The organism is Rhizobium sp. LCM 4573, assembly GCF_001854865.1.
Classification (GTDB): Bacteria; Pseudomonadota; Alphaproteobacteria; order Rhizobiales; family Rhizobiaceae; genus Neorhizobium.
This window is the reverse complement of the sequence record NZ_MDDW01000029.1, coordinates 175,819-189,289: the sequence shown is the minus strand read 5'-3', so window position 1 is coordinate 189,289 and position 13,471 is coordinate 175,819. Positions and strand designations below refer to the sequence as shown.

The following is a 13,471-nucleotide window of genomic DNA, read 5'->3' as shown; positions in this document are numbered from 1 at the left end:
TTGCGGGAGGCCAACAGGGTACGCGGCAGGAAATACTTGCATGCCTCCCCGATGACGGTCATTGACTGCTCTCATGTCACAACGCCTGCAGCCTCAACGCCTCGACCAGCTTCTCGTCTCGCGCGGTATCTTCGAAAGCCGCTCGCGCGCGCGCGATGCGATCGCGCGCGGCACCGTGAGCGTCAACGGGCAGGTCGTGACGAAAGCAGGCCAGGTTTTTCCGCCCGATGTTCCCCTGACGATCGAGGATCCGGCCAAGGACTATGTTTCGCGCGCCGCCTTGAAACTCGTCGCCGCGCTCGATCATTTCGGCCTTGATCCGAAAGGCCGCGATTGCCTCGACGTCGGCGCCTCCACCGGCGGTTTCACGGAAGTCCTGCTCGAGCGCGGCGCGACACATGTGACGGCGATCGATGTCGGTCATGGCCAGATGCATGAGCGCATTGCAGGCGATCCGCGCGTGACGAATATCGAAGGACTGAATGCCCGCAATCTCTCTGAAAGCGATCTTGACGGGCGCGCGATCGATTTCGTCGTTTCGGACGTGTCCTTCATCTCGCTGAAGCTCGCGCTGCCGCCAGCATTGAAGCTTGCCACGCAAGGCGCCATATGCGCGCTGCTGGTCAAGCCTCAATTCGAGGCCGGCCGGGAGGCGATCGGCAAGGGCGGGCTTCTCAAGAACCCGGAAAGCGCTTCCGAGGTGGCGGCGGAACTCGAACGCTGGCTTACCGAAGACATGGGCTGGAAGAGCTTCGGCCTCATTCCCTCCCCCATCTCCGGCGGCGACGGCAACCAGGAATTCCTGTTGGCAGGACAGAAGACATGAGCACCGAAACGGTCAACATCACGCGGCTCGGCGCGCAGGGGCACGGCATCGCGGAGAGCGAGAAAGGGCCGATCTACGTGCCCTATGCGCTGCCCGGCGAGACGGTGGCGATCGCCCGGAACGGCAGCCACGGCGCGGTCATGTCCACCTCCGTCGCCTCGCCGGATCGCATCGAGCCGCTTTGTCGCCATTTCAGCCCGGATCGCGACGCTTGCGGCGGCTGTTCGCTGCAGCATCTGGCGGATGCCCCTTATCGCGCCTTCAAACGGGCGCTCGTCGTGGATGCCCTGAAATCCAAAGGGCTGACGCCCGAAGTCCGTGAACTCGTCGCCGCACATCCGGGCGAGCGGCGGCGCGCGGTGTTTTCGGCGCGACGGACGGAAAAAGGACTGCTGCTCGGCTTCAACCGCGCCGAGACCAATCACATCGTCTCGATCGAGGAATGTCCGATCGCCTCGCCGGGGATCGTGGCGAGGCTCGACGCTATCCGCGCCATCGGTCAGGCGCTCGCGACCGGATCGGAGGCCTTCCACATTACCGTTCTCGAAACGCTATCCGGCCTCGACCTTGCCGCCGACGGCTTGAAACCGCTTTCCGACAAGCAGCGGCGTGCAGTCACCGAAACAGTGCTTGGGCTCAAGGGTATCGCCCGGGTCTCGGTAAACGGCGAAATCCTGATCGAGCCGCAGAAGCCGCTGATCGATTTCGGCGGCGTTAAAGTCTCGCCGCCGGCGGGCGCCTTCACGCAGGCCACGAAACAGGCGGAAGACGCCATGGCCGAGCTGGTGCTTTCCCATATCGGCAAGGCGAAGCGCGTGCTGGATCTCTTCGCCGGCTCCGGCACCTTCGCCCTGAGGCTTGCCCGCACCGCCAAGGTGCACGCGGTGGAAGGCGAGGAAAAGCCGCTGAAGGCGCTCGATCACGCCGCCCGCAATACGCAAGGGCTGAAGCCGGTGACGGTGGAGAAGCGCGATCTCTTCCGCCGGCCGATGATCCCGATGGAACTGAAGAACTACGATGCCGTGGTCTTCGATCCACCGCGCGCCGGCGCCGAGGCGCAGGTGAAGGAACTCGCCCGCTCCAACATCAAGACAATCGCGGCGGTGAGCTGCAATCCCGTCACCCTTGCCCGCGACCTCAAGATCCTCGTGGATGCCGGCTACAAGATCCGTTCGGTCACTCCGATCGACCAGTTTCTCTGGTCTCCGCATGTGGAGGCGGTGGCGCTGCTGGAGAAGTAGGCACTACCGTTTCAGGAACGCCTCGAACGCGGCCCTTGCCTCCGCGCTCCTGAGCTGGGCTGCGAAGTGGACGAGTTCCTCATCGATGCGGGAGAGCACGGCATCACGCGGCCCGCGGACGAGATCGCGGGCGATCCTCAGCGCCTGGGGCGGTTTCTTCGCGAGACTTGCGGCGAGCGCCAGCGTTTCCGCCTCCACCGCTTCCGGCTCCACGACCTTCCAGATCATGCCGGCCTGAAGTGCGGCTTCCGCCGAAAGCCCCTCGCCCGCGACCAGCATGGCGAAGGCACGCTGATGGCCGATCACCTTCGGCGCGAGAAGGCTGGAGGCCGCTTCCGGCACCAACGCCAGGTCGACGAAAGGCGTCCTGAACAGGCTGCGGGAGGAAGCGACGGTCATGTCGCAATGCAGGTTCAGCGTCGTTCCGATGCCGATCGCCAGACCATCGACGCCGGAAACGAGCGGTTTTTCCGCCACCGCCAGCGCCTTGATGAAGACGGCCGCGGCAGGCGCTTCCTTCGAACCCGACATGGCGTAAGCGAGGAAATCGCCCATGTCGTTGCCGGCCGAAAAACAGCCTTCCGTGCCGAGAAAGGCGGCGGCGCGGATTGCCTCGTCCCCGTTCGCCTCTTCGAGTGCCGCCGTCATGCGATCGTACATGGCGGAGGTGATAGCGTTCTTCTTTTCCGGCCGGTTGAAGCGGATGACCATAACACCCGGATGGGCCTCCGGACGCTGGACGAGGATATTGTTGTCGCTCACGCGGATCCCCTTCAAACCAGAACCGAACGGGCAGCCTCGAGGCTCACTGCACCCGCCATCACGCGGTCCCGCAGGGCCGAGCTTTCGGCCAGCAGGTTTTCGGCGGCGAAGCGGCAGAGAGCCACACGCTTGGCCGGGCCACCGTCGTCCGCCTCGACAAGCCCGCCCTTGGCAAGATAGGCGCCGGTAAGCACCAGCCCGAACAGCCGCTGGTAGGGCGTGGCGCCGGCAAGCGCTTCGGAGGCGCGGCCTTCCGCCTGCGCATCGAGCAGCCAGGTCGTGGCATTTTCGAGCGCGGCGATCGCTGCCTTCAGGCGATCCGCGGTCTCGCCGAACTCGACATTGTTGGACGCCGCGACCTTGTCGGCGATATCCTTCAGTTCCGCGATGAAGCCGCTCACATGATTGCCATCCGAAAGCGGCAGCTTGCGGGTAACGAGATCGATTGCCTGGATGCCGTTGGTGCCCTCGTAGATCGGCGCGATGCGTGCATCGCGGAGGTAGCGGGCAGCACCCGTCTCCTCGATAAAGCCCATGCCGCCATGCACCTGAATGCCGAGCGATGCGACGTCCACGCCGATATCGGTGGCGAAGGATTTGGCGATCGGAGTCAAAAGCGCGGCGCGCTCAGACCAATGGCGGGCTTCGTCGCCTTCGGTGTGATGCGCCGTGTCGATCGCATGCGCGCAGGCATAGCAAATAGCGCGCGCGCCCTGCGTTAACGCCTTCATGGTGATGAGCATGCGGGCGATATCCGGATGCTCGATAATCGGGCYCATGCTTGATCCAGACCAACCGGGCGCCTTGCCCTGTGTCCGTTCCCTCGCGTAAGCGATCGCCTTCTGGGTGGCAGCTTCGGCGATCGCGACCCCCTGCATGCCGACGGCGAGGCGCGCATTGTTCATCATCGTGAACATGCAGGCGAGACCCTTGTTCTCCTCGCCGACGATCCAGCCGATCGCGCCCTTCTCCTCGCCATGCTTGCCGTCGCCATAGATCATCGTGCAGGTCGGCGAACCGTGGATGCCGAGCTTGTGTTCGATCGAATGGCAGAAGACGTCGTTGCGGGCTCCGAGCGAGCCATCCTCGTTCACCAGGAATTTCGGCACGAGGAAGAGCGAGATGCCGCGCGTGCCGGCCGGCGCGTCCGGAAGGCGGGCGAGGACCAGATGAATGATGTTCTCCGCCRCATCATGTTCGCCCCAGGTAATGAATATCTTCTGGCCGAAAATGCGGTAGGAGCCGTCGTCGTTGCGTTCGGCGCGGGTCTTCAGCACGCCGAGATCGGAACCGGCATGCGGCTCGGTGAGATTCATGGTGCCGGTCCATTCACCGGATACCAGTTTCGCGAGGTAGATTTCCTTGAGGGTCTCGCTGCCGTGCTTGTCGAGCGCCTCGATGGCGCCCATGGTGAGTGTCGGCGCCAGCGCAAAGGCCATGGAGGCGGAATTCCACATCTCCAGCGTCGCGACATTCAGCATGTGCGGTAGCCCCTGCCCGCCATAGGCCTGCGGCCCCGTCAGGCCGTTCCAGCCACCTTCGCGCCAGTGGCGATAAAGATCCGCCCAACCGTCGGGCGTCCTGACTTCGCCATCGGTGAGCTTCGCGCCCTGCCTGTCGCCCGCATCACCGAGCGGCGCCATCTCGTCGCTTGCGAAGCGGCCGGCTTCTTCCAGAATGGCTTCCACCAGATCGGAGCTCAAATCGCCGAAGCGGCCGATCTCGATGGCATCGGCAAGCCCCGCGACGTGATTGAGCGTGAAGGCTATCTCCTCCACAGGTGCCTTATACATGGTTCTTCCTCCTCGTGGCCCTTTCGGCAGGCGGCAGCCCCCTCAAGCCGACTCCACCATGGCAATGATTTTCTTTTACGTAAACGTAAATGCGATTGTCAATGAGCAGCAGCCTCTTCGGGAACATCCTCAACGTTCTCTCGTGAAATTGGTGTCATACAAATCCGATAATCTAGCGGATCATTTTGCGAGTTCACGCCTCATGCTCCTTGTTCCGCCTGCCATTCCCGGCCTCGTCTGGGCCTATCATTTCCGTCCTCAATCAACTTCCTGCAGCCGTTTCCCGGCCGAGGCCAGCCGCAGCGATCTCGATATCGGCGAAGGTTTTCTCTGGCTGCATCTCAATCTTGCGGACAGCCGCGTCCCCGCGTTCCTCGAAGGACTCGAAGGCGTTGGGCCCGCGGCCGTCGCGGCGCTCACCACTCATGACACGCATGCGACCATCACGCTCGACGAACAGCTCGTCTACGGCACGCTCGTGGATTTTCAGCGGGAGTTCGACAGCGAGACCCGGGATATCGGCTGGCTGCATTTCTTCGTTTCCGACAGGATCATCATCACGACCCGGCTGCAGCCGTTGCGTTCGATCGACCGCGTGCGAGGGGCGGTCGAGAAGAACGCGTCACGCTTCAAACGTCCGATCAATGTATTCGAAACCATTGTCGCGGAATTCCAGCGCACCCTGATCACTCTGGTCATGGAGCTGACGGAGGAGCTGAACCTCATCGAGGATTTCGTCTACGACAACGCCCCGCGCGACGAACGGCGAAAGCTCGCGCCGGTACGGCGAACTGTCGTCAGACTGCACCGCCATTTGCGCACGGTGCTGACCCTGCTCAGGCGCGCAGCCGCCTCCGAGGACAACGAGATGCCGGAAGGTTTCGATGATGTCGCCTCCCGCCTGATGAACCGGCTGGAAGCCGTGGATCACGATGTCTATGCGCTGCAGGAGCGGGCAAGACTGCTGCACGAGGAGATCGATTCAAAACTTTCCTCGGAAACGAACCGCCACCTTTACATTCTGTCGCTGATGACCGCCTTCCTGCTGCCACCATCCCTGGTGACGGGCTTCTTCGGAATGAACACCTCGTCGCTGCCGTTTGCCGAAGGCATAGGAGGAACGGTCTATGCGGTCGGTTTCATCCTGTTCTCGGTCGCGGCGGCGTGGTGGGTGCTGCGGCGGGCTGGAATTCTGTAGAGCGCTTCGGGGCTAAAACGAGAAAACCCGCCCGGCTTTCACCGAACGGGTTCATCAAGCTTTATTCAGCCTGGCCGATCAGTAGTAGGGCGAAAGGCACTGCTGGCGCGGTCCGCTATAGGGCTGGAAGGTGTTGCTGTAGCTGTCATAGGACCGATAGCGGGTTGCGCACCAGTCGTAGTGACGCGGGTTGAGGTTGCCTGCGACCGGAGCCGGGGCTGGCTCGACATAGCGCGGTGCCGCAACGGCGCCGCCGATCACCGCGCCGGCGGCAAAGGCAGCAAGCGGGAACCAATAGCCTTCATGATAGCGATAGCCGGGGCGGCGGTCGCGATAGCCACGATGGCCGTTGTAGTAGCCTTCGCGATAACCGCGGCGATAGTCGCGACGGGATTCCCGCCAATCGCGGCGGTCACGCCAGTAGCGGCGATCGCCGCGATCCCAATCCCGGTACTGAACCTGGGTTACGTCCGAAGAGACGGCAGCCGGCTTCTCGACCGCCGGAAGCGGCATAGCCTTAGCCGGCACAAGGGAGCCGGCAAGCACGGCGGCGGAAAGACCGGCAACCGCGAATTTCTTGAACAGCGTCAGCATTTCTATCTCCATTTCTAGTTGACCGGATCAGTTCCAGTCGGAGCGGCGCTTGCTTTCGGGCGAAGAGACATCCTCGAAGGCAGGCAACCCGTAAATCCGGCGCGATCCTAGGAAGATGATCCTGAACCGGCGATTAACGATAGGCAAAGGCTTCTTTGGGTTGAAACGAAGGCGGGATATGAAAAATCCCGCCCGAAGAATTCCGGGCGAGATGGTTCCGCGGAACTTTCGAATTCGTCAATAGGGCGAATTGCAGATGCGGCGCACGCCGGGGCTCGACACATAGGTATTGTCCGATGCGCGATAGGTCCGRTAGCGGTTCTCGCACCAGGCATAGTGACTATTGCTGTAGCCGCCGCGGGGAACGACCGGCCGGGCCTGTGTGGCGCCGCCGATGATCGCGCCGGCAGCGAAAGCCGCAAGCGGGAACCAATAGCCATTGTGGAAGCGATAGCCCGGACGGCGGTCGCGATAACCGCGATGCCCGTTGTAATAGCCTTCGCGATAGCCGCGGCGGTAATCGCGGCGGCGCTCCCAACGATCACGGTCGCGATACTGCACGTCGGTAATGCCGGATGCTATCGTCTGGTGCATAGTAGGCATGGTGAGGGCCTGGGCCGGGCCGATGCCGGTAATCGTCATGACCAGAGCGGCGGCAGCTGCGGCCAAACGTAAGCGAAGAGCGTTCATGTCGGTGGTTCCCCTCTAGGAGTTGGACGGACAAGAACGCGAAAGCGGCGTCTTTGTTCCAAACCCCTGTAAATTCAGGGAAAACGTCAAGCTTCCACCTCGATGTCGCCCTTCGGACGCGAGCAGCAGGCAAGGATATAGCCCTCCTCGATATCCTCATCCAGAATGCCGCCATTGTGGCTCATCTCCACCTTGCCGGAGATGAGCATGACCCGGCAGGTGCCGCAAAGGCCGGATTCGCAGGCCGCCGGAATGCGCACCCCGTTCGCACGCGCCGTCATCAGCACCGTCTGGCCGGGTTGGGCGGAAACCTGCTTGCCGGAGGAGGAGAAGGCGATGGTCGCCAGCTCATCGCCGTCGTCGGCCACCGAAGGCACTTCCTCTACCGACGGCTGGGCTGGCTGAAAACTTTCCTGATGGTAGCGCCGCATATCGAAACCGGAGGCTTCAAGTAGCGACCGCACCGCCGCCATGAAGGGTTCCGGGCCACAGCAGAAGACCGTCCGCTCCAGGAAATCCGGGGCGAGCAGCGCGATCTTGGCCTTGTCCACCATGCCCTTGAGGCCTGACCAGAGATCGGTGCGGCCGCATTGCTCGACGATAAAGCCGAGCGACAGTTTCGGCATGAAACGCGCCATATATTCCAGCTCGTGCCGGAAGATGATGTCGGACGGTGAGCGCGAGCAATTCAAGAAGACAATGTCGCTCTGCGGCGCCCGGTCGCTCATGTCGCGGGTCATCGACATCATCGGCGTAATGCCGGAGCCGGCCGAGATGAAGAGGTATTTTTCGCCGGGATGGCGCACATAGGAGAAATCCCCCAGCGGTCCGAAGGCGCGGACGCGCATGCCGGGCTTCAGGTTCTCGAACATCCAGCGGGTGCCGATGCTCTCCTTCTGCGCCTTCACCGTGACCGCCAGCGCATAGGGCCGCGAGGGACTGGAGGAGAGGGTGTAAGTTCGCATGACGGGTTCCGGGCCGACCGGCAGTTCCAGCGTCACGAACTGGYCCGGCACATAGCGGAACCAGTTCATGCGGTCGGCGCGGAAAGTGAAGGTCATCACGTCGGGAGCTTCCGGCGTGACGGACAGGCATTCGAGGAGATGCTGCCGGTCGTTCCAGGGCTTCATCTCGTCCAGATGCGGATAGGAGGTCGAAGCGGTGAGCGCCATGTTCATCTTAGGCCACCGCCGACAGTTTCTGCTCGCCCTGCAGGCGCTCGATCATGAAATTCGAATACCATTCCACGAACTGCATGACGCCTCCTTCGTCTTCCGGGGAATACGGTCCGGGTTCATAGGCAGGCGAGCGTATGCCGAAGGCGTTCTCCTCAACGATCTGCCTGTCCTGGTCATTGGTCATGTTCCRGACATGCGTCAGTTCCTCGAGGTCGTAATCGACGCCTTCGACCGCATCCTTGTGGACGAGCCACTTGGTCGTGACCGCCGTCTCCTGCGGGCCGATCGGGGTCACGCGGAAGGAGATCGTGTGATCGCCAAGCATGTGGTTCCACGTTGTCGGATAGTGGAACAGCAGCATGGTGCCGATATGCGAGATCGTAACGTCATCCGACAACGGGCGCCGCACGGCGCGCTTGCCGCTCATCGTATAGCTTTCGGCATCCTCGATCAGCGGCATGCGGGCCACGCGGAACTGGCCGTCCGGCGACATGCGGAATTCACTCGGAAGCCCGGCCGCCTCGCATCGCGCCCAGTRTTCGGCAATGACCGGATCGTCCTTGGCGCCCTGCACCCCGGTCGCACTCGGTGCTTCGGGATAGGTGCGGCAAAGCTCCGGATGGTTCGCGGCGCAATGGTAGCATTCGCGGTTGTTTTCCCAGACGAGCTTCCAGTTGCCCTTTTCGATGATGGTCGACTGGTGAGCGACCTTGGCTTCCGAGAGCCGGTGCGGCGCCATATAGGGCTCGATCGCGGCCCGCACGTGGGCGAAATCGGGTGCCTCGTTGGCGAGGCAGATGAAGATATAGCCGGCAACGCTCTGGCAATGCACCTTCTTCAGGCCGAAATTCGCCTTGTCGAAATTCTCGCCCATATGGCGGGCGAAGAGCAGGGAACCATCCAGCTCGTAGGTCCACTGGTGATAGGGACAGACAAGACGGGCAGAGGAACCACGCTCGGTGGTGCAGACCCGGCTGCCCCGGTGGCGGCAGGAATTGTGAAAAGCGCGAACCTGGCCGTCGCGGCCGCGCACGATGATGACGGAGTAATCGCCGATCTGCACGGTGAAATAGTTGCCGGCCTTCGACACCTCGCAATCATGGCCGATGAACAGCCAGTCGCGATACCAGATCATCTCCAGATCGAGCTGGTAATATTCCTGATCGATGTAAARGGGCTGTTCCAGGCTGAATCCCTCGCGGCGGTTCTTGAGCTGCCGCAGGACCTGATTGTGAATATCCATCTTCCGTTCCTCGTAAATCGGGTTGCGGAAGGACATGGAAGAGCCGGCCGGCAAATGCCCGCCGCCGCCTGTCCTCCGAACGCCCACCGCGATCGGGTCATGACTTATCGTTCAAGGCTGGTTTCCGGGCTCAGGAGCTGTCCCGAAGGACCGGCATGACACCTTCCCAGGCGGCCTTTGCGGCTTCTTTCCCAGTGGCACTCGCCATGCTTCGACACTCCACCACCGTTGCGGGGGCAGCGCCGGATCAGAGTAACAAGACCCTCGCCGGCTTCCCAATTTTCCGCTCGTCCCTAGCCGCGCGGCACCTTGAGCTTGAGGGCATATAACCACTGGTCCCGGTTGTCGCACAGGCGACATTGCGACATCCGCCGCTGCATTGACGACCGGCGATACGAGGCAGCGTTTTCCAGCCTCCCAAAGGAAACGGGACGTTAATCGTCGCCGCCTAAATTCCGCGCGAAACGGAGGGCGGGACGTGCAGGCCAAGGGAAAGCTTCGCTATTACGACAACAGGGAATACAGGCCCTATGTCGCCCCCGCGAAGACGACCCACCATTCCGAATTCCTGCGCACCGGGCGCATTTCGCGCGCGCATCCCATCTGGGTCCCCGAGGAGCGACGCTATCTCACCTATCAGGAGGTGGCCGACCGCACCGGCAGAAAGCTGATTGCCGCCGGGGAGAAAAGCCATGAGCGGATCAACGGCTTTCACCGCTCGATCCGCTTTCCGAAGCTGATCTTCCACCGCACGCTCGAGGACAACCCGCATCTCGGCTATTGCCATGTGACGGCCGCAAGCACGTTCTTCGCGCGGCATGCGCGAGTGAGCTGGTCCTTCTACATCGCCAACTTCTTTTCCGAGATCGGTGAAAACGAGCGGTTCTTCGACCGCATCAACCCGGATTACTCTCGCATGTTCTTCGCCGTCGCGATCGAGGGCGAAGCGGGCAAGCCGACGCGGCTCGACCGCTCGATCCGCGGAAACGGCCTGCTCTTCCGCACCCGCGACCCGAAGGAGGCGCTGAAGAACGTGCTTCTGCTCGGCGCGCCGGACGAGGCGGTCCGGGCAATCATCAAAAAGCTTTAAACCCGCGCGCGTCCGCGTTATTGACGAGCGGACATGACCGCAGAGATCATCGATATCCGGCAAGAGAGGGAACGTGCGCTGGCGCGGGCCTCCGCTGTGCTTTCGGACGGCTTTCCCATCGCGCTTCCGACCGAAACCGTCTACGGGCTTGCCGCCGACGCCACCAATCCCGCGGCGATCACTCGCATCTATGAAACCAAGGGGCGACCGCGCTTCAATCCGCTGATCTGCCATGTCGCCGATCTTGAGATGGCGGAGCGCTATGCGGAATTCGATGATGTCTCCAGAAAGCTCGCGGAGGCCTTCTGGCCGGGGCCGCTCACCCTCATCCTGCCGCTTCGGGCCGAGAGCGGCATCCATGCGCTCGCGACCGCCGGGCTCGACACGGTAGGCATTCGCATTCCGCGAGGTTTTGCCGGCGAGCTCATCCGGAAATTCGACCGGCCGCTTGCCGCACCCAGCGCCAACACCTCCGGTAAGATAAGCCCTACCAGCGCCCCCCATGTCGCYGACGATCTCGGTGAGAAGCTGCTGCTTATCCTGGATGGCGGTTCGGCACCGGTGGGCGTCGAGTCCACCATCCTGCGCGTAGAGAACGACCCCGAGGGAYGGGCTGTGAGGCTATTGCGCCCCGGCGGTATCGCGGCCGAGGAGATCGAGAGGGTCACYGGCCTTCCCCTCATCCGTGCCGAAGGGCCGGCGGCGATCATCGAGGCGCCGGGTATGCTCGCCTCCCATTACGCACCGGCCGCCGCCGTGCGATTGAACGCCAGCCATGCGGAACCCGGCGAGGCGTTCATCCGGTTCGGCGGCAGGCCGGTTGCCGGCGAGGAGAAGGCAGCGGCGGTTTTAGACCTCAGCCCTTCCGGCGATCTTGCGCAAGCCGCCGCGAACCTGTTCGACTATCTGAAACGGGCGGATGCCAGCGGAGCGAAACGCATAGCGGTCGGCCCGATCCCCAATGTGGGCCTGGGCGAAGCGATCAACGACCGGCTGGCCCGCGCGGCCGCGCCACGGGAATAACGGAGGATAAACCGATGGACGTTCCGGGACCTGCGCCAGAAGTRCTGGAACGCTTCGCGGCGATCGTCGGCGCCAGCCATGTGCTGCGCGACACCAAGGATCTCGCGCCGCATCTGGTCGAAAATCGCGGCCTCTATCGCGGCGTTTCCCCGATGCTGCTCAAGCCGGGTTCGACCGAGGAGGTTTCCGCGATCCTGAAGCTCGCCAGCGAAACGGGCACGCCCATCGTGCCGCAGACCGGCAATACCGGCCTTGTCGGCGGGCAGACGCCGCGCAGCGCCGGAGGCGACATCATCGTCTCGCTCGAACGGATGAACCGCATCCGCGACGTCGATCCGATCGCCAACGTGCTGGTGGCCGATGGCGGTGCAATTCTAGCGGACGTCCAACGGGCGGCCGAATCCGTGAGCCGGCTGTTTCCCCTCTCGCTCGGCTCGGAAGGCTCCTGCCGCATCGGCGGCAATCTCTCCACCAATGCCGGCGGCACGGCGGTGCTCGCCTACGGCAATATGCGCCAGCTTTGCCTCGGCCTTGAAGTCGTGCTGCCCACGGGCGAAATCTGGGACGGTCTGCGCCGCCTGAAAAAGGACAATACGGGCTACGACCTGCGCGACCTCTTCATCGGCGCAGAAGGCACGCTCGGCATCATCACCGGCGCGGTGCTGAAACTTTTTCCTCAGCCTGTCGGCCATCAGGTAGCGCTGGCGGGCATCAGCTCCCCGGAAGATGCGCTGCTTCTCTTCGAGCAGGCCTCGAACCTCTGCGGCACGGCGCTCACCGGCTTCGAGCTGATGCCGCGGATCGGCATCGAGTTCACGACGCGGCATATCGAAGGCGTTCGCGACCCGCTTGCCGAGCCGCATCCCTGGTACGCGCTGATCGACATCTCCACCTCGGATTCCGCCGAGACCGCCGAGACGATGGTGYAATCCCTGCTTGGGCAAGGCTTCGAGGCTGGCCTCGTCCGCGATGCGGTGATCGCCTCATCGGTTGCGCAGCAAAAGGCGCTCTGGCACATRCGGGAAAGCATGTCGGACGCCCAGAAGCCGGAGGGAGGATCGATCAAGCACGACGTCTCCGTTCCGGTCTCGCGCATTCCGGCTTTCATGGCCGAGGCTGAGAAGGCGGTGCTGGCGGCCATGCCCGGCGCCCGCATCTGCGCCTTCGGCCATCTCGGCGACGGCAATATCCACTACAACATCTCCCAGCCTGTCGGGGCCGATAAGGCCGCTTTCCTGGCCCGCTGGCGGGAGATGAACGAGATCGTCCACGGTATCGTGCTTGCCGCCGGTGGCTCGATTTCCGCCGAACACGGCATCGGACAGCTGAAGCGGGACGAACTCGCGCATATCCGCCCTGCTATCGAGATCGAGCTGATGCGGCGCATCAAGCGCGCCTTCGATCCCGCCGGCATCATGAACCCCGGCAAGGTCATCGAGGTGTGATGGCCCGCGAACCGAAGCTGACGATCCGGCTAGACCTCGAAAACGGCGTCCGTCTCGGCCCCGGCAAGGCACTGCTTCTGAAACTGATCGCCGAACATGGTTCGATCCGCGCGGCGGGGGCGGCGATCGGCATGTCCTATCGCCGGGCATGGCTGCTCGGCGACGAGATCAACCGGATGTTCCRTGAACCTTCCATCTCCACCCGCCACGGCGGGAAGTCCGGCGGCGGCGCGGAGCTGACTCCCTTCGGGCAGGAACTGCTCGCCCGTTACCGGCAGATGGAGGAAGCCGCCCGCGAAGCGATGCGCGATGACCTCGACTGGCTTGAGGCGAACACGGACCCGGCTTACGAGCCCCGCGATAAGACCTACGACGGCTAAGCGTTTTC

The 13,471-nt window shown here is 63.1% G+C and carries 13 protein-coding genes and 1 riboswitch; of the genes, 7 read left to right on the top strand and 6 right to left on the bottom strand.

Annotation, left to right across the window (positions count from 1 at the left end):
* Positions 1 to 73: 73 nt before the first annotated feature.
* Together LCM4573_RS25415 and LCM4573_RS25410 are read left to right on the top strand one after the other, a co-directional pair.
* The gene (locus LCM4573_RS25415) at positions 74 to 826 is read left to right on the top strand and encodes a TlyA family RNA methyltransferase (protein ID WP_071009382.1); all 753 of its coding nucleotides are present in this window, start codon (positions 74 to 76) and stop codon (positions 824 to 826) included.
* A complete protein-coding gene (locus tag LCM4573_RS25410; protein ID WP_071009381.1) occupies positions 823 to 2,067 on the top strand; it encodes a class I SAM-dependent RNA methyltransferase in 1,245 nt (414 codons plus the stop codon). Before LCM4573_RS25415 ends, LCM4573_RS25410 begins: the two co-directional genes overlap by 4 nt.
* 3 nt (positions 2,068 to 2,070) lie before the next feature.
* Here the strand turns inward: LCM4573_RS25410 and LCM4573_RS25405 are convergent, their stop codons facing one another.
* Together LCM4573_RS25405 and LCM4573_RS25400 are read right to left on the bottom strand one after the other, a co-directional pair.
* On the bottom strand, positions 2,071 to 2,829 hold the full coding sequence (locus LCM4573_RS25405) for a crotonase/enoyl-CoA hydratase family protein (RefSeq protein WP_083347641.1): 759 nt from the start codon (positions 2,827 to 2,829) through the stop codon (positions 2,071 to 2,073).
* Between the two features lie 11 nt (positions 2,830 to 2,840).
* Positions 2,841 to 4,622 (bottom strand): acyl-CoA dehydrogenase, encoded by a 1,782-nt coding sequence (locus LCM4573_RS25400; RefSeq protein ID WP_071009380.1) that lies wholly within the window; start codon positions 4,620 to 4,622, stop codon positions 2,841 to 2,843.
* A 202-nt stretch (positions 4,623 to 4,824) separates the two neighbouring features.
* On the opposite strand from LCM4573_RS25400, the gene LCM4573_RS25395 reads away from it, so the two are divergent.
* Complete coding sequence (locus LCM4573_RS25395; RefSeq protein WP_071009379.1) at positions 4,825 to 5,820, top strand: transporter; 996 nt, start codon at positions 4,825 to 4,827, stop codon at positions 5,818 to 5,820.
* A 78-nt stretch (positions 5,821 to 5,898) separates the two neighbouring features.
* Here LCM4573_RS25395 and LCM4573_RS25390 read toward each other — a convergent pair whose 3' ends face one another.
* The 4 genes from LCM4573_RS25390 to LCM4573_RS25375 form a co-directional block, all read right to left on the bottom strand.
* The gene (locus tag LCM4573_RS25390) at positions 5,899 to 6,414 is read right to left on the bottom strand and encodes a BA14K family protein (protein WP_071009378.1); all 516 of its coding nucleotides are present in this window, start codon (positions 6,412 to 6,414) and stop codon (positions 5,899 to 5,901) included.
* Between the two features lie 237 nt (positions 6,415 to 6,651).
* Entirely contained in the window at positions 6,652 to 7,104 is a 453-nt protein-coding gene (locus LCM4573_RS25385; RefSeq protein ID WP_071009377.1) for a BA14K family protein, read from the bottom strand.
* 86 nt (positions 7,105 to 7,190) lie between these two features.
* Positions 7,191 to 8,282, bottom strand: coding sequence for a hybrid-cluster NAD(P)-dependent oxidoreductase (locus LCM4573_RS25380; protein ID WP_198539789.1), 1,092 nt, complete (start codon positions 8,280 to 8,282; stop codon positions 7,191 to 7,193).
* Position 8,283: 1 nt separating this feature from the next.
* Complete coding sequence (locus LCM4573_RS25375; protein ID WP_071009577.1) at positions 8,284 to 9,525, bottom strand: aromatic ring-hydroxylating dioxygenase subunit alpha; 1,242 nt, start codon at positions 9,523 to 9,525, stop codon at positions 8,284 to 8,286.
* Between the two features lie 97 nt (positions 9,526 to 9,622).
* A riboswitch (cobalamin riboswitch) is annotated at positions 9,623 to 9,852 on the bottom strand.
* A 151-nt stretch (positions 9,853 to 10,003) separates the two neighbouring features.
* Here LCM4573_RS25375 and LCM4573_RS25370 point away from each other — a divergent pair.
* The 4 genes from LCM4573_RS25370 to LCM4573_RS25355 are packed head-to-tail and all read left to right on the top strand — an operon-like array spanning position 10,004 to position 13,463.
* The gene (locus LCM4573_RS25370) at positions 10,004 to 10,615 is read left to right on the top strand and encodes a DUF6656 family protein (protein WP_071009376.1); all 612 of its coding nucleotides are present in this window, start codon (positions 10,004 to 10,006) and stop codon (positions 10,613 to 10,615) included.
* 33 nt (positions 10,616 to 10,648) lie between these two features.
* A complete protein-coding gene (locus tag LCM4573_RS25365; protein WP_071009375.1) occupies positions 10,649 to 11,638 on the top strand; it encodes an L-threonylcarbamoyladenylate synthase in 990 nt (329 codons plus the stop codon).
* Between the two features lie 14 nt (positions 11,639 to 11,652).
* Entirely contained in the window at positions 11,653 to 13,083 is a 1,431-nt protein-coding gene (locus LCM4573_RS25360; RefSeq protein ID WP_071009374.1) for an FAD-binding oxidoreductase, read from the top strand.
* Entirely contained in the window at positions 13,083 to 13,463 is a 381-nt protein-coding gene (locus LCM4573_RS25355; RefSeq protein ID WP_071009373.1) for a winged helix-turn-helix domain-containing protein, read from the top strand. The genes LCM4573_RS25360 and LCM4573_RS25355 overlap by 1 nt, the downstream gene beginning before the upstream one ends.
* Positions 13,464 to 13,471: the final 8 nt, after the last annotated feature.

Bases quoted from the DNA above. Each gene is read 5' to 3' on its own strand.
- LCM4573_RS25415 (WP_071009382.1), top strand. From the start codon at position 74: ATGTCACAACGCCTGCAGCCTCAACGCCTCGACCAGCTTCTCGTCTCG.
- LCM4573_RS25410 (WP_071009381.1), top strand. From the start codon at position 823: ATGAGCACCGAAACGGTCAACATCACGCGGCTCGGCGCGCAGGGGCAC.
- LCM4573_RS25395 (WP_071009379.1), top strand. From the start codon at position 4,825: ATGCTCCTTGTTCCGCCTGCCATTCCCGGCCTCGTCTGGGCCTATCAT.
- LCM4573_RS25390 (WP_071009378.1), bottom strand. From the start codon at position 6,414: ATGCTGACGCTGTTCAAGAAATTCGCGGTTGCCGGTCTTTCCGCCGCC.